This is a genomic window from Exiguobacterium sp. s36, from assembly GCF_018618345.1.
In the GTDB taxonomy this organism is placed as follows: domain Bacteria; phylum Bacillota; class Bacilli; order Exiguobacteriales; family Exiguobacteriaceae; genus Exiguobacterium; species Exiguobacterium chiriqhucha.
The window spans coordinates 260933-275417 of sequence record NZ_JACSLW010000004.1; the positions used below are offsets into that span (position 1 = coordinate 260933).

General features: G+C 50.5%; 12 protein-coding genes, 14 tRNA genes and 2 rRNA genes. 2 read left to right on the top strand and 26 right to left on the bottom strand.

All coding sequences use genetic code 11. The annotated features are described in order from the left end of the window. Positions 1-16: 16 nt before the first annotated feature. From glgA to KNP95_RS11015, 3 genes are read right to left on the bottom strand one after another with little or no spacing between them, the layout of a single operon-like run. A complete protein-coding gene (glgA, locus tag KNP95_RS11005; RefSeq protein ID WP_214832574.1) occupies positions 17-1456 on the bottom strand; it encodes a glycogen synthase GlgA in 1440 nt (479 codons plus the stop codon). A 10-nt stretch (positions 1457-1466) separates the two neighbouring features. Beyond that, entirely contained in the window at positions 1467-2567 is a 1101-nt protein-coding gene (glgD, locus tag KNP95_RS11010) for a glucose-1-phosphate adenylyltransferase subunit GlgD (RefSeq protein ID WP_214837116.1), read from the bottom strand. A gap of 34 nt (positions 2568-2601) precedes the next feature. Continuing rightward, on the bottom strand, positions 2602-3756 hold the full coding sequence (locus KNP95_RS11015) for a glucose-1-phosphate adenylyltransferase (protein WP_214837119.1): 1155 nt from the start codon (positions 3754-3756) through the stop codon (positions 2602-2604). 152 nt (positions 3757-3908) lie between these two features. On the opposite strand from KNP95_RS11015, the gene KNP95_RS11020 reads away from it, so the two are divergent. Beyond that, the gene (locus KNP95_RS11020) at positions 3909-5696 is read left to right on the top strand and encodes a transglycosylase domain-containing protein (RefSeq protein ID WP_251138531.1); all 1788 of its coding nucleotides are present in this window, start codon (positions 3909-3911) and stop codon (positions 5694-5696) included. 30 nt (positions 5697-5726) lie between these two features. Here the strand turns inward: KNP95_RS11020 and KNP95_RS11025 are convergent, their stop codons facing one another. The 7 genes from KNP95_RS11025 to desA all read right to left on the bottom strand — a co-directional run bounded on the left by KNP95_RS11025 (position 5727) and on the right by desA (position 10848). Continuing rightward, the gene (locus KNP95_RS11025; protein ID WP_214837124.1) at positions 5727-6617 is read right to left on the bottom strand and encodes a hypothetical protein; all 891 of its coding nucleotides are present in this window, start codon (positions 6615-6617) and stop codon (positions 5727-5729) included. Further along, entirely contained in the window at positions 6614-7171 is a 558-nt protein-coding gene (locus KNP95_RS11030; RefSeq protein ID WP_021066738.1) for a DUF5366 family protein, read from the bottom strand. The genes KNP95_RS11025 and KNP95_RS11030 overlap by 4 nt, the downstream gene beginning before the upstream one ends. A gap of 226 nt (positions 7172-7397) precedes the next feature. Then, positions 7398-7871 carry a tRNA (uridine(34)/cytosine(34)/5-carboxymethylaminomethyluridine(34)-2'-O)-methyltransferase TrmL gene (gene trmL / locus KNP95_RS11035; protein WP_021066740.1) on the bottom strand — a complete coding sequence of 158 codons (474 nt, stop codon included), beginning with the start codon at positions 7869-7871 and terminating at the stop codon, positions 7398-7400. 10 nt (positions 7872-7881) lie between these two features. Beyond that, on the bottom strand, positions 7882-8325 hold the full coding sequence (locus tag KNP95_RS11040) for a methylated-DNA--[protein]-cysteine S-methyltransferase (protein ID WP_214720468.1): 444 nt from the start codon (positions 8323-8325) through the stop codon (positions 7882-7884). Further along, positions 8306-9454, bottom strand: a complete 1149-nt coding sequence (gene queG, locus KNP95_RS11045) for a tRNA epoxyqueuosine(34) reductase QueG (protein ID WP_214832619.1) — start codon at positions 9452-9454, stop codon at positions 8306-8308. The genes KNP95_RS11040 and queG overlap by 20 nt, the downstream gene beginning before the upstream one ends. Before the next feature lie 78 nt (positions 9455-9532). Next, positions 9533-9603 (bottom strand) — tRNA-Gly (locus KNP95_RS11050). Between the two features lie 225 nt (positions 9604-9828). Continuing rightward, positions 9829-10848 (bottom strand): Delta(5) desaturase DesA, encoded by a 1020-nt coding sequence (gene desA, locus KNP95_RS11055; RefSeq protein WP_214720467.1) that lies wholly within the window; start codon positions 10846-10848, stop codon positions 9829-9831. A 293-nt stretch (positions 10849-11141) separates the two neighbouring features. Between desA and KNP95_RS11060 the strand changes: the two genes are divergently transcribed. Further along, a complete protein-coding gene (locus KNP95_RS11060) occupies positions 11142-11801 on the top strand; it encodes a DUF6241 domain-containing protein (protein ID WP_214837126.1) in 660 nt (219 codons plus the stop codon). A gap of 41 nt (positions 11802-11842) precedes the next feature. Here KNP95_RS11060 and KNP95_RS11065 read toward each other — a convergent pair whose 3' ends face one another. The 16 genes from KNP95_RS11065 to KNP95_RS11140 form a co-directional block, all read right to left on the bottom strand. Next, entirely contained in the window at positions 11843-12883 is a 1041-nt protein-coding gene (locus tag KNP95_RS11065) for a DUF2332 domain-containing protein (RefSeq protein WP_214837132.1), read from the bottom strand. A 160-nt stretch (positions 12884-13043) separates the two neighbouring features. Beyond that, positions 13044-13124 (bottom strand) — tRNA-Leu (locus KNP95_RS11070). Positions 13125-13133: 9 nt separating this feature from the next. Next, positions 13134-13207 (bottom strand) — tRNA-Cys (locus KNP95_RS11075). Positions 13208-13215: 8 nt separating this feature from the next. Beyond that, positions 13216-13290: transfer RNA gene (locus KNP95_RS11080), tRNA-Gly, on the bottom strand. Between the two features lie 4 nt (positions 13291-13294). Further along, positions 13295-13369, bottom strand: a tRNA-Gln gene (locus tag KNP95_RS11085). 6 nt (positions 13370-13375) lie between these two features. Then, a tRNA-His gene (locus KNP95_RS11090) sits at positions 13376-13451 on the bottom strand. An 18-nt stretch (positions 13452-13469) separates the two neighbouring features. Further along, a tRNA-Trp gene (locus KNP95_RS11095) sits at positions 13470-13540 on the bottom strand. A gap of 3 nt (positions 13541-13543) precedes the next feature. Then, positions 13544-13627: transfer RNA gene (locus tag KNP95_RS11100), tRNA-Tyr, on the bottom strand. Positions 13628-13630: 3 nt separating this feature from the next. Continuing rightward, positions 13631-13706, bottom strand: a tRNA-Phe gene (locus KNP95_RS11105). 27 nt (positions 13707-13733) lie between these two features. Next, positions 13734-13809, bottom strand: a tRNA-Asp gene (locus tag KNP95_RS11110). Between the two features lie 7 nt (positions 13810-13816). Continuing rightward, positions 13817-13890 (bottom strand) — tRNA-Met (locus KNP95_RS11115). A 17-nt stretch (positions 13891-13907) separates the two neighbouring features. Further along, positions 13908-13982: transfer RNA gene (locus KNP95_RS11120), tRNA-Glu, on the bottom strand. A gap of 19 nt (positions 13983-14001) precedes the next feature. Next, positions 14002-14092, bottom strand: a tRNA-Ser gene (locus tag KNP95_RS11125). 13 nt (positions 14093-14105) lie between these two features. Beyond that, a tRNA-Asn gene (locus tag KNP95_RS11130) sits at positions 14106-14180 on the bottom strand. A gap of 8 nt (positions 14181-14188) precedes the next feature. Then, positions 14189-14304, bottom strand: a 5S ribosomal RNA gene (gene rrf, locus KNP95_RS11135). A 98-nt stretch (positions 14305-14402) separates the two neighbouring features. Beyond that, positions 14403-14485, bottom strand: a 23S ribosomal RNA gene (locus tag KNP95_RS11140); the annotation flags it as partial.

Sequence of the window (14485 nt, forward strand, 5' to 3'; positions counted from 1 at the left end):
GTAAAACTCCTTCCGGTCATGCAAATAGGTGATACAACTCACGGTATTGCTTCGCAGATTGTTTCCAGCTGAAGTCCGCGGTCATCGCTTGATGGACGAGCGCGTTCCAATTGTTATCATCATAGAAGACACGAATCGATTTCTCAATCGTCGCGAGCATCTCGTGGGCGTTATAGTTCAAGAAACCAAAGCCTGTGCCTTCCTGTGTGTATTCGTTATACGGTTTGACCGTATCGCGCAGTCCTCCCGTCTCTCGTACGATCGGGAGCGTCCCGTAACGCATCGAGATGAGCTGGCTGAGACCGCACGGCTCGAAGCGGGACGGCATGAGAAATGCGTCCGATCCGGCATAAATCAAGTGTGCGAGTTCGATATCGAAACCGATATACGACCCGACCTTGCCAGGGTGCGACGCCGTCATGTGATGGACGATGCCCTCATACTCCGGTTGACCCGACCCGAGGAACACGAACTGACAGTCCAAGTTCCCGAGCTCCTCACTCACCGCTTCAATCAAATCAAGACCTTTTTGTTCGACGAGTCGACTGACGAAGCCGATCAACATGACATCGTCACGTACCTCGAGGCCGAACCGCTCTTGAAGCTCACGCTTGTTGGCGAGCTTCCCTTCTTTGACTGTATCGAGATTGTACGTCTGGGCGATGCGCTTGTCCGTGCTCGGATCATTGGTCGCCAAATCGAGGCCGTTCAAGATGCCTCGGACGTCGACAGACCGGTAACGGAGTGTCGCATCGAGTCCCTCTCCGTAATACGGTTCCATGATCTCATCGCGATAAGACGGGCTGACCGTCGTGATTTGGTCAGAGTGGACGATACCCGCCTTCATGTAGTTGACGAGACCGTTATGTTGAATCCCTTCCGCCGTGAAGTGTTCCGGACCGAACTGTAACAACTCGCCGAGGACCGCTTCCGGGAAGATGCCTTGATATTGCAGGTTATGGATGGTAAAGACGGTACGAATGCGTTGATACGCCTCGATATGTTGATAATGGATCCGCAAGAAGGCTGGGACGACACCGGTCTGCCAATCATGACAGTGGAGCACGTCAGGTACGTCTTCCGCTTCGAGCTTCCCGATCATCTCGAGCACGGCACGAGAGAAGAATGCGAAGCGCTCGGCATCATCGTAATGGCCATAGAGCACGCCTTCTCGTTTGAAGTAATATTCGTTGTCGATGAAGTAATACGTGATTCCATCGCGTTCAAGCTTGAGGACGGCACCGAACTGCTTGCGCCAGCCGACCGGAACGATCAGATCGAACATGTACTCCATCTCATCTACGTATTCTTGAGCGATCGTGCCATATTTCGGCATGATGACACTCACTTCTTCACCAAGGCTAGACACCGCTTGAGGGAGCGAGCCGATGACATCGGCAAGCCCCCCCGTTTTCATGAACGGTGCCGCTTCTGAAGCGACATACCATATTTTCATAATATCCCCCTTACACCGTTGTCCGTTTTCCGATTACGATCGGCTCATCGACCGTACCACGAATGACTTGTCCTCGTTTGACGACCACTTCTTTATCTAAAATGGCGTTCTCGACGACAGCACCTTCTTCGATGATCGATTTGGATAGAATGATTGAATTTTTGACGCGGGCGTATTCGCTGACGACGACACCGCGGAAGAGAATACTGTTTTGGACTTCGCCGCTGATTTTACACCCGTTCGCGACGAGCGCCTCATTCACTTTCGACCCGTTCAAATAGCGCGTCGGCGGCTCATGTTTAATCTTCGTATAGATGTGCGGGAAGTCGTAAATGATTCCCTCATGACGAAGTAAGCGCATACTCTCATTATAGTATGAAAGTACAGAGTGAATCACCTGCATTTTGCCAGTATAGTGATACCCGTGAACGTGAAGGCGGTGCAGCTGCGGACGGATGACACCGTCGAGCAAGTCGTACTCTCCTTTTGATGTCGCTTCATCGACGAGACGAAGGAACAGGTTTTTCGACATGACAATCGTCTCCGTATACGTATACTCATCGCTCGGGCTGTATCCGCGCTCACCGATGCCGACGACACGGTCATTCTCGCCGAGGCGGATTGGACGGCAATAGCCACATTTCTGTTCATGTCCTGTATAGGCGAGGGTGATGTCCGCCCCCATCGATTTGTGGTGCTCGAGCATGTCTTGGAAATCGATTGTCGTCAACACGTTCGAACCTGTGATGACCACATACGGTTGCTTGCTGCGCACGAAATGTTCGCGGTGCATCGAGAAGTTGGCCAAATCGCCGAGGTATGCTTCTCCGTCAGGCTTGAGTGCCGGCGGGAAGATGTGCAGGCCACCTTGTGAGCGGTCTAAATCCCATTCTTTCCCTGATCCCAAGTGGTCCATGAGTGAACGGTATTTATCAAGTGTGAAAATACCAACTTGGTTGATACCTTGGGTGATCATGTTCGTTAATGTAAAGTCAATTAGGCGATAACGCCCTGAGAACGGGACAGCCGCTAAATTGCGGTGCCCCGTGAATTCAGGAAATAAGCCCTCTTCAGTTCCTAAGTTGATGATCCCTAACAAATCATTCGTCAACAGTAACGCCTCCTTGCGTCGGTCTTTTTTTAAATCAAACACGTTGTTTGAAGACTGTGCCGCTCTCGATATTTTCATGTGGTTCAATGACAACGATCTCACCACCCGGCTCGCCAACTGTCGCCCCGTCTTGAATGACGGCACAGCTCGCGACGATCGCTCGATGAATCGTTACATCTTTTCCAATCCGTGCTCCCGGCATGATGACCGAGTCTTTGACGAGCGAGCCTTCACCGACACGTACATCGTAGAACAAGACCGAATGTTGGACCTCGCCCTCGATTTGGCAGCCTTCGTTAATGACCGACTGTTCGACACACGCATCTTTCCCGATGAATTGCGGTGTTTGGTTCGGGTTGACCGAATAGATTTTCCAGTTCGGATCGTAAAGGTCGAACGGTGGATCTTCTTCGAGCAAGTCCATGTTGGCTTCCCAAAGCGATTGGATTGTTCCAACGTCTTTCCAGTAGCCTTTGAATTTATAAGCGAACACGTTTAAGCCGTCAAGGAGTGTGTTCGGAATGATGTTTTTACCAAAGTCGAAACTTGATGTCTCATCTTCTGCGTCTTGAATCAAATGCTCCCGAAGTACTTTCCAGTTGAAGATATAAATCCCCATCGAGGCCAAGTTGCTCTTCGGCTTCTCTGGCTTCTCGTCGAACTCATTGATGCGAAGATCGTCGCTCGTATTCAAAATCCCGAAGCGCGGCGCCTCGTCCCATGGAACTTCCATGACCGAAATCGTGACGTCGGCTTGCTTCTCTTTATGGAAATCGAGCATCTTCTCATAGTCCATCTTGTAAATGTGATCCCCCGATAGGATCAGCACGTACTCCGGATCGTAGTCGTCGATATAGCTCAAGTTCCGATAAATCGCATTGGCCGTACCCTCGTACCAGTTTTTTCCCGACTGTGCTTGGTATGGCGGTAAGATGGCCAAGCCTCCGTTGCGGCGGTCCAAGTCCCAGGCTGACCCGATGCCTAGGTAACGGTTCAATTCTAGCGGCTCATATTGTGTTAACACGCCCACCGTCGTGATTCCCGAATTGGTACAGTTCGATAATGGAAAATCAATGATCCGGTACTTCCCTCCAAAGTTGACAGCAGGTTTTGCCGTCTTCCGTGTGAGAGGCCCGAGTCGTTTCCCTTCTCCTCCTGCGAGGAGCATCGCAACCATTTCTTGCTTCATAGTACAGCCTCCTAAATTCATAATATAATCATCTATTACCCTCTTTCTCTATTTCCTAATGTATTCCTGCCCAAATTATTATATGATAACGTTTACATTTTGAATTTTTTTGAAAGATTGACGATATAATGTATGAAGAGAGAGGTGAGACGATGCGAGCGTGGATTGGGACACTATTTTTTGCTGGACTGTTAGCCGTCGGCGGGACGATCAGCGGAGCGTTAAAAGAAGAGATTGAGCAAGCGAAACAGATTATGACGTGGGGTGAAAAGACGGTCAACGCGACCCCGCTCGCGTCGAAACATGCCGTCACGTTGACGTACAAAGGCGGGACGGAACGGCTCTATTTGAACGGTCGTCGCGATGACGTCTCTGTCGCGCGCTTTCCGGCCCACCTCCGTGAAGCCATCATGACCATCGAAGACCGCAAGTTTAACGCCCATCCGGGATATGACCTCGGCGGTATCGCTCGGGCTTTCATCAATAACGCCAATGAATCCTCGCGCCAGGGCGGGAGCACAATCACCCAACAGCTCGCCCGGAACGTCTATTTGACGCACGAGCGGACTTACGAGCGCAAAGTGAAGGAATTATTGCTCGCCCGGGCACTTGAAAAACAATATAGTAAAAAAGAAATTATGACGGCCTACAGCAACGTCATCTTCTTCGGACATAACGTTTACGGGATTCAAGCGGCGGCCGAGACGTATTTCGCTCGTCCGCTCGAAGATTTGAACTGGAATCAAATCGCTTTCCTGTTAACCGTTCCGAACAATCCATCTTTATATGATCCGCTCGATCCATCGGAATCGTTTTATGAGCGTAAAGATCGAATCCTCACCCAGCTCCGTGATGCCGGCGTCATATCGAGACAAGCGTATGAGACGCATCACGGGGTGAAGCTGACGGCGACGTATCGTCAACACGTCGTCCGATATCCCGATTATATGGATACGGTCATGAAAGAGGCAATCCGACTCGTCCGCTCGCGTTACGACCTCGATGAAGAGGCCGCCAGAGACTACTTGGCGACCAATCAAGCGACAATCGAGACGCATCTGTCCGTCGCCCGGCAACAACAGGCGAAACAAGTCATGACGAAATTGCCGAACGGTTTGAACGGCGGCTATGCCGAGCTGACGCCGAACGGACGCATCATCGCCCTCGTCGATTCAGAGATGACCCAATCGGGTGAATTCAATCGGGCCACGCAAGCGTTCCGCCAACCTGGGTCGGCCATCAAGCCTGTCCTCGTGTTTGCGCCCTATATAGAAGAGACCGGAGCGAAACTCGATACCATCCTCGACGGTCGGCCGGTATGTTACGGGACGTATTGTCCGACGAATAGCGGTAATCGTGTCCTCGGTGATGTATCGTTCCGTGATACGGTCGCATATTCCTACAACACGCCGGCGCTCGCCGCCTTCACCGCAATCGATCAAGAAGTAGCGTATACGACGGCGGACATGATGTTCAGCCAGTGGGACGCTAAGACCGATAACAGTCTCGCCAGCGCACTCGGCGGGTTGACCCAAGGCGTGTCGCCCAAAGAGCTCGCCGCCGCCTATACCCCGTTTCTCAACCAAGGCGTGTACGTGTCCGGCCAGACGATTAAACAGATTCGCTTCGAGTCGGGCGCAGTTACAATCACGCCAAGCATGAGGAAGCAAGCCGTCTGGTCGAAAGCGACCGTCACGACGATGCGGGAGGCGTTGTCCGCTGTCACCACATACGGGACAGGACGTTACGCCAACCAAATCAAAGCGCCTTATATCGGTGGAAAGACCGGCACGACGAACTCGCATAAAGACATGTGGTACGTCGGCTTAACCGATGAGACGATCACGGCCATCTGGCTCGGCGCCGACACGCCGCGGCCGTTCCCGGAGCTCGCCAACCGAGCCTATCCTGCTATCGTTTGGACGGAGGCGCATCGCTAAAAAGCCAGGGACATCGCTGTCCCTGGCTTTTTATAATCGTCGATACGTATGGCACGTGTGATTTCCCCATTCCTCGAACAGTTCATGTTGTTGAATCAGTTTCCACGGATTGAACAGCGTCTGTCCGTTCTTGTTGAAGAAGATCCCGGCGCCGATGCAGTACGTCGCGTGTTGGACCCGCCCTGCCTCATCGACGAACGTGAGCACGTCCCCTCGTTCGGTCAGTCCCGAATCGGTTCTCATGTAACCGGCCTGACCGAGTGTCTGGAGGAACGTGCCAGGATGGACCCATTGCGTGGCCATCCATTCGGCACCGGTCACCGCGAACAGCGTGGCCGCGAGGCAATTGCTGCCTGACGTGACCGGGAAAGTGTTGGCAAAACGTCGCACATGGTCAGGGCAAGTATCGGGAATAGAACTCGCCGTCCACTCGTCCCAGGCTTTGGCGTACTCAAACGTCAGTTGACGACGCATCTCGTCTGGCATCACCTGAAAGGCTGACTGATGTAAGATGAGATACGGCACACCGTTTACCGTCACAATCGAAGTCGCCAACGAATCGATCTCCATGTCAGCCGCCGGGAAAACGAGCCCCCGTCCGACCGTGACTTGATAGGTAAGCAACTCGCTCCTCACTGCTGGCGGTAATGTGGCAATCCAACCAGGTGGCGCATGCAAGACAAAGGCGGCCTCGCGGTCGATGGTCCAATATGTATAGGCGTTGGCGAGTCGAATATCCCGATAAGACGGATGGACGTCGAATTCCGCTCGCGGGACAATCAAGACGTTCTCATCTGTGCCAAGTAGCGCAACCAGGCTCTCATCCGCCATGAACAAGTCCATCGGTGGCACCATCGACCTCATCCATGCCCGGACGACTTCTTCGGTCGGCATGAGGGGAATCGTCATGTTCACCGTCATAGGATGATATCCCCGACCGAGTTAAACAAGCGGAGCATCGCCCAAGCGAGGCCGCTCAACAAGATGGCCCACATCATCGCTTGAATCAAGAGCAGACCGATCGCCCGAAACGTCGACATCAACTGACTGACTTGCCATATGTAATAGAACAAATAGAGGACGAATGTGCCGAGCAATACCGCGATGACGGCAAGGAGCGAGTTCAGGAACAAGAAGCTGATTCCCGATCCGACCAAGAAAATCGTCGCCCCTGGCTTGAGACGATGGAGCGAGCTGCCGTTCGTCTCACGCGCGAAGAAGGCGAATCCGAGTTGATTGAACGTGTCGGCCACGAGCTTGAAGGCGCTGAACAGCATGAAGTAAATGGTAAAGAACACGACGAGCACGAGCACTTTTGACTCTTGGACGGACAACAGCGCGATAATCTCGCTGTAGACACCGACACGGGTCAACCATTGAATCACATACTCGCTCGTGGCGATCGCAAGCGACATCGAGAACAGAATAATCCCAATCAACGGGGCATAGCTTAACAAGTACACGTTTGTTTTCATATCGGCTCCAATTTCACAAGAATTTCTCATATTCAGTGCAAATCTATTATCAAGTATATTATAATATTTGTAGTCACGGAGAACAAAAGGGGGATTTTCAGATGGGTTTGTTACTAATGGTCGGAATCAGCGTCGTCTTCCTCGCAGCTATCTTTACAGCTGGATACAACAGAAAACCTGAAGGTAATCAATAAGAGCCGAGATTCTCACGAATCCGGCTCTTTTTTTATTTCAACCCAGCATATCCTTGTTGGCGGAGCGCCTCATAGACGATAATCGCCGCCGTGTTCGAGACGTTGAGCGATCGTACGAGGTTCGATTGCGGCAAGCGGATGCAACGGTCAAGGTTATTCTCGATGACTTCCATCGGCAACCCTTTCGTTTCGCGTCCGAAGACGAAGAAATAGTCTTTGTCGACCGCAGACACGTCGAGGTCACTCGGGTACTGTTCCCCGTACTTGGTAATGTAGAAGAACTCTCCGTCCGGGTGCTTGGCCCACAGTTCGTCAAGCGAATCGTGATACCGTACGTCTACGAACTGCCAATAATCGAGCCCGGCGCGTTTGAGCATTTTATCGTCTGTCGAAAAACCTAAAGGACGAATCAAATGAAGCACCGAATTCGTCGCGGCACATGTGCGCGAGACGTTACCTGTATTCGCCGGAATTTCTGGTTGGAACATTACTACATGGATTGCCATAATCTACTCCTCACTTCACTTGTTCGAGATCAAGTAATCGTTGTTTTTGATGAATACCGCCTGCGAAACCGGTCAATTGCCCCCCGCTACCGACGACCCGGTGGCACGGGAAAATGACAGGCAACGGATTCCGGTTCAGTGCCTGACCGACCGCACGAACCGCTTTTGGTCGTCCGATCTGTTCGGCGATTTGTTTGTACGTCCGCGTCTCTCCGAACGGGATCGTTAAGAGCGCATCCCATACTTCTTGCTGAAAGACGGTCCCATGCATCTCAATCCACTCGCGGTCAGACGATTGAAGCCCGTATTGTTCGACACGTTCAATCAGTTCGGTCAGCCAAGCTGGTGCCGAACCATCATCCGCTTCCGTCTCCGCAAAGTCTAACGCACATAGCTTTCCATCGGCGTTCAATTCATAGGCTAACGTTCCCCATTTAGATGACACGGTCTTCATGACTCCACTCCTCTCGGAATAATCGAATCTCTTCATGTACGAGCTCCGACGTCTCCGTCGACTCAATCTGTTGATAAATCGTCTCGGCTTCGGCTCCGAGAATCGCCCCGATCGCCCAGACGGCTGTCGCCCGCATGTCTTCGCGCTCATCCTGTTGGATGAAGTCTTCGAGCACCGGCACGGCTGACGGTTCCCGATAATGGGCCAACGCTAGAATTGCATTTCGCTGAATCGGTTTTTTCCCGCGCCATGCGCCAGACAGATGACCGAACTTTGCTTTGAACTCGCGATTGCTCATATTCAAGAGCGGGACGAGCAACGGTTTGACGATTTCCGCTTCCGGAAGCAATTCTTCATGATGACGCCAGTCCTTCTTCCGATTATACGGACAGACTTGTTGGCACGTGTCACAGCCGTATAGCCGTCCGCCGAGCTTCGAGCGGAACTCACGTGGCATGAGTGTCTTCATTTGCGTCAAATAGGCGATGCAACGTTTTGCGTCGAGCACACCCGGTTCGATGAGCGCCGTCGTCGGACATGCCGTCATGCATTTCGTGCATTCTCCGCACCCGTCCTCAATCATCTCGTCCGGTGGTAAGTATGTGTCCAGGATCATCTCGCCTAGGTAGAGGTACGACCCCTTCTCGGGCGAAATGATGGAACAGTTCTTGCCGCTGAAGCCGATTCCGGCCCGTTCGGCCACCGCCCGATCGACAAGCTCTCCCGTATCGACCATCGAGCGTGTCCGGACGCCCGGGACGAGCTGTTCAATATACGCCTGCAACTGTTCGAGTCTCGAGCCGACAGCGCGATGGTAGTCGAGCCCCCACGATGCCCGGGCGAACAAACCGCGGCGCTCATCGGCCACACTTCGCGGCGCGTCCTTCAATTTGCTCGGATACAGGATAGCGATTGCAATAATCGACTGCGCTTCTTCAAGTAGCAGCGTCGGTGTCGTCCGTTTGTCCAAGTCAGGCTCCTCGAACCCCGAAGCGAATCCCTTTTCTTGCTGCTTCACGAGACGTTGCTTCATGACGATGAACGGGTCGGCCGTCGTCACTTTCAACTCGTCAATCCCAATTGTCGTTGCGTACGCCACAATCTTCTGCTTAAGTGTTTCCGGGGTCATCCCATTCATCGAATCACCTCTTTCATGCCTATTTTCGCATACAAAAAATCTCCCCGCCAGTCGGCAGAGAGATGATGAAGCGGGTGAAGAGAATCGAACTCTCGTCATCAGCTTGGAAGGCTGAGGTTTTACCATTAAACTACACCCGCATGGTTCATATGAGTCGGCTGTAAAAGCGACTACAATCAATATACATCTATACCTTTCGGAAGTCAACACTTTTAAAGAAATTTCTTTGATGGCTTATCAAGTCTATACGTTTATTGTCTGAGTACATCTAGTTCCCTTATTCATTTTCTTTAAATCATATCTCAATATAAGATAGCTGTGGCGATATAAAAATATCCTGCCGACAAAGTCGGCAGGAATGTGCGTCACAACGATGACGTCTTCGGTTCCCGAAGCAAGTGCTTAATATCGCGGAACGTGACGAACGTCTTGTTCTGAGCATCGTACAGTTTGTAGCGTAGCGACTTCAAACTAGACCATAGACCAATCGTCGTCGCTTTTTGGAGCGGCGGCGTCGACGTATGGGCTTGTTCAAGGTTGTAGTTCGGTACACGCGGGCTCAAGTGATGAACATGGTGGAAACCGATATTCCCGGTTACCCACTGCAACACTTTCGGCAACTCGTAATACGAGCTTCCTTCGATGGCAGCCTTCACATAGTCCCACTCGCTCTCGTCCTCGAAATATGAGTCTTCGAACGTATGCTGTACGTAGAACAACCAGATTCCAAGGACACCGGCTGTGAACATCGTCGTGCCTTGAACGATCAAGAACGCTTTCCAACCGACGAGCGCGATGACGAGCGCATAGAGCACGACGAGCGACAAGTTAATGAGATATGTGTTGTTCCGTTCTTTTTTACGCGCATCTTTCCGATTAAAACGGCTCGTGATAAGAATCAAGAACAACGGGCCGAGACCGAACATGACGAGCGGGTTACGGTATAGACGATATTGCAATCGAGTCCATCTCGATGCCTCGACGTATTCTTCAATCGTCATGACCCAAATGTCACCGACGCCACGTTTGTCCAAGTTACCACTCGAAGCATGGTGAATCGAATGCTCTCGTTTCCATTTCTCATATGGGAACAACGTTAGAATCCCCATAATCGTCCCGACGATGGCGTTCGCCTTCTTATTCTTGAAAAACGAACCGTGCGTACAGTCGTGGAAAATGATGAACATCCGGACGACGAAGCCAGCTGCGACGATGGCGAGCGGGATGGTCAAGAAGACCGAGATTTGGAGCGCCTGATAGGCAAGAATCCAGGCTGCAAGAAACGGCAAGATCGTGTTGATCATCTGCCGGACGCTCTTCTTCACGTCGGCCTTTTCAAACGGCGAGACGTGCTTTCGGAGCTGGGCGATTTTTTCTTTACTCATGTACAACTTCCTCCTCAATTGCAAATAGCGATAACGACAACAAAAATGAAATATGAAACCAAATGCACTATGAGATTGACGAGCAACGTGACCGTCACTAAAATTTATTCATCATAAAATATTATTACCAGGTAATTATATCACATCACAGACGGAAAATCGTTCATTCCAAATGAGTTATCAAATCATTTTTTTGTTTTTTTATCTATTTTCCCATATTAATCCCTTATATGGGATTAATGGTATTTGAAGTATGTTAAAATCCAACTATGTACAGATAGGAGGCAATGATATTGTTCAAAAAACTGAAACAGGTATTTACCCCGAAGCGACTCATCATCACGACTAGCGTCCTCATCTTGCTCATTCCAGTCTTTTGGATCAGCTACACGTTTTATAAAAACTTAAGTCAAGGTGTCGAGAATGAGAATCTTGATGACAAATACGCAAAGCGCGTCAAAGAACTACAAATCGAAGTATCCAAGGAAGACCCATTAGACCGCAGAGGCAACTCCACCGCAAAGACTCGCGTTGAACTAGAGGTCTCTTTCAATGAAGAGAAACCAAATCGAACTGAATTGATCAAAAGCATGCACTTGATGACACATCAAAAAATATCAGCTCGTGCTAAATGGGGGGCGATTCCGATGACACCACAGAATATTCAACAATCGGCTGAATACTTGAATCTTCTAAAATCAAAATTCAAGATCGAAGATGACATATACGCCGAATTGAACATCATGCTCGAAAATTGGTCACAAGGCGACTTCTCCAAAGCCGACACGGAGCAAGATCGTTTGTTGCATTTCCACCAAGCGAATAGAGGATTCTCAAACGGATTGGCGACTGAGAACGAAGAAGAACTCTTTATCCTGAACAATTTTGGACCCGATTACTTACATACTTTGGACGAAGCGACGTACACGTCATATGAAGAATCATCTCCGTGATGGTTCTTTTTTTCATTAATCCTAAAAAGCTCTAACCGAGGTTAGAGCTTACCAAATCTTTGCTCAAGATTTTCTTCCGTTTCTGGTGATAGCAACCAGTTGAACCAACGTCCATGCCCATCCGTTTCAGCGAGCACGTACTCACTCTTCCTGCCATCGATAATAAGATCGAGGTGGAGCAACTTGTCTTGGACATTATTATAGATGTGATAGACGTCCCGGTACTCCCCGATACAGTCGACTTGACGCAAAAGCTCATACTTGGTTTCAAGTGGCATTTGATTCGCCACGTGTGTATGGAAGATACAGACGATGCTGTCCGTTTCAATCGAATCGACTCGTGTTTTTAATAATTGAACTCCATCCCCTTGAATCAACTCCAATGGTTGTGATCCGATCAACGCACTCGCCTGTTCAAATAGCTCGAGACGAGTTGTATGTTCCGGCCATATAAGCGAATTCAACCATAATTTTTCATCGCCATCGGTCAAATCGACGATATTCAAATCAAACCCGATTCGTTCCCGGACTGGAGGAAGCGGTAGATTCAGTCGAGGTCTTCCTTCGCCAATCACCTCCGCTGAAATCTCGAGGGATGACGTGACGTTCCCGACCAGTTCGCTGTCGTCATATCGATAGCTGTACTGGTCCCATAAGAGCTGTAGACCGGCGCTCGTACCAATCTCCACTAAAGACAACGGTTGCTTTGAGTATCTAGAAATCATACCGAACACTGGATATAAATACGCACACCGTCTCACTTCGTTCGTTTGAACGAGCCTAGTCTGTAAGAGAGCAACCAACTCAGTTTCATAAGTTGTGCAAAATTGCTGAAAACTCGGAAATAGTCCTTCATCTACCTCTTTCGCTTCAATGGCCACGCTTGGGTAATAGTCGCCTAATGGATGCTGGTGCCCACTCAAGAGCAGATAATGGACTGCTCCAAACAACAGGTTCGGAATAGGCTGTCCTGGATTGGCTTGCTCACATAATGTGAGAATCGACACGTCTGTCGCTATCTCGTTCGACAATGATTCATAAAGAACACTCGAACCTCTACACTCGTTTGCAGCAAATCTCATAAAAGCTTGAGCGATTTGATCTGTCGGCAATGTACTTCCCCCTTCGTCCCCTTGCACAATCGTACACTCCTTGCTTATTCCTTACGCATCGCTCACTTCCCTTTATTTTTAAATTTTCACATACAAAAAAAAGACCCTAGCCTCAGCTAGGATCTACGGATACCGGTGGTCGGAGTCGAACCGACACTCCAGAGGAACACGATTTTGAGTCGTGCGCGTCTACCAATTCCGCCACACCGGCATATTATGTTGGAGGCGCCAGTCGGAATCGAACCGACGATAGAGGAGTTGCAGTCCTCTGCCTTACCACTTGGCTATGGCGCCAAATTTAATGGAGCGGAAGACGGGATTCGAACCCGCGACCCCGACCTTGGCAAGGTCGTATTCTACCACTGAACTACTTCCGCATAATGGCTGGGCTGGAAGGGATCGAACCTACGCATGTCGGAATCAAAATCCGATGCCTTACCACTTGGCTACAGCCCAATAAAATGGGGCGACTGAAGGGAATTGAACCCTCGAATGCCGGAATCACAATCCGGTGCGTTAACCACTTCGCCACAATCGCCATAATTATATTAGAAAGCAGGGGCAGCAGGAATCGAACCCGCGCTGACGGTTTTGGAGACCGTAGTTCTACCGCTAAACTATGCCCCTAGGTGGTGGGGGGGGGCGGATTCGAACCGCCGAACCCGAGGGAGCGGATTTACAGTCCGCCGCGTTTAGCCACTTCGCTACCCCCCCACATGGTGGCTTTGGACGGAATCGAACCGCCGACACAAGGATTTTCAGTCCTTTGCTCTACCAACTGAGCTACAAAGCCATGTATGTAGTAATTTAATTGAAAAAATGGCGGTCCTGACGGGATTCGAACCCGCGATCTCCTGCGTGACAGGCAGGCATGTTAACCGCTACACCACAGGACCACACTAATTGCGGGGGCTGGATTTGAACCAACGACCTTCGGGTTATGAGCCCGACGAGCTACCAGACTGCTCCACCCCGCGACGATATAAAATTTAAATGGTGACCCGTACGGGATTCGAACCCGTGTTACCGCCGTGAAAGGGCGGTGTCTTAACCGCTTGACCAACGGGCCATACTATTGATTGAAAAACTGGCGGAGAGCAAGGGATTCGAACCCTTGAGACGGTTTTGCCGCCTACACGAATTCCAATCGTGCTCCTTCGGCCACTCGGACAGCTCTCCAAAAAGAGAAAAGTGGCTCCGCAAGTAGGATTTGAACCTACGACCTACCGGTTAACAGCCGGTTGCTCTACCACTGAGCTATTGCGGAACGATCTTGCCTGGCAGCGTCCTATCCTCACAGGGGGAGACCCCCAACTACTTTCGGCGCTGAAGCGCTTAACTTCCGTGTTCGGCATGGGAACGGGTGTGGCCGCTTCGCTATCGCCACCAGACAAGTATTATATTAACATTATTTAGTCATAACGTCAATATTTTTTAAGAGATTGTTCTCTCAAAACTGAAGACTCATCAATTCATGCAAACCTTAGACTAGATCAAAGCCTCGACCGATTAGTATCATTCAGCTCCACACGTCGCCGTGCTTCCACCCATGACCTATCTACCTCATCGTCT

Coding starts and splice junctions, on each gene's coding strand:
- KNP95_RS11030 (WP_021066738.1), bottom strand. CDS start 7,171: ATGAAAACAAACGTGTACTTGTTAAGCTATGCCCCGTTGATTGGGATT.
- KNP95_RS11020 (WP_251138531.1), top strand. CDS start 3,909: ATGCGAGCGTGGATTGGGACACTATTTTTTGCTGGACTGTTAGCCGTC.
- desA (WP_214720467.1), bottom strand. CDS start 10,848: ATGAGTAAAGAAAAAATCGCCCAGCTCCGAAAGCACGTCTCGCCGTTT.
- KNP95_RS11015 (WP_214837119.1), bottom strand. CDS start 3,756: ATGAAGCAAGAAATGGTTGCGATGCTCCTCGCAGGAGGAGAAGGGAAA.
- glgA (WP_214832574.1), bottom strand. CDS start 1,456: ATGAAAATATGGTATGTCGCTTCAGAAGCGGCACCGTTCATGAAAACG.
- KNP95_RS11065 (WP_214837132.1), bottom strand. CDS start 12,883: ATGAGATTTGCTGCAAACGAGTGTAGAGGTTCGAGTGTTCTTTATGAA.
- queG (WP_214832619.1), bottom strand. CDS start 9,454: ATGACCCCGGAAACACTTAAGCAGAAGATTGTGGCGTACGCAACGACA.
- trmL (WP_021066740.1), bottom strand. CDS start 7,871: ATGGCAATCCATGTAGTAATGTTCCAACCAGAAATTCCGGCGAATACA.
- KNP95_RS11025 (WP_214837124.1), bottom strand. CDS start 6,617: ATGACGGTGAACATGACGATTCCCCTCATGCCGACCGAAGAAGTCGTC.
- KNP95_RS11040 (WP_214720468.1), bottom strand. CDS start 8,325: ATGAAGACCGTGTCATCTAAATGGGGAACGTTAGCCTATGAATTGAAC.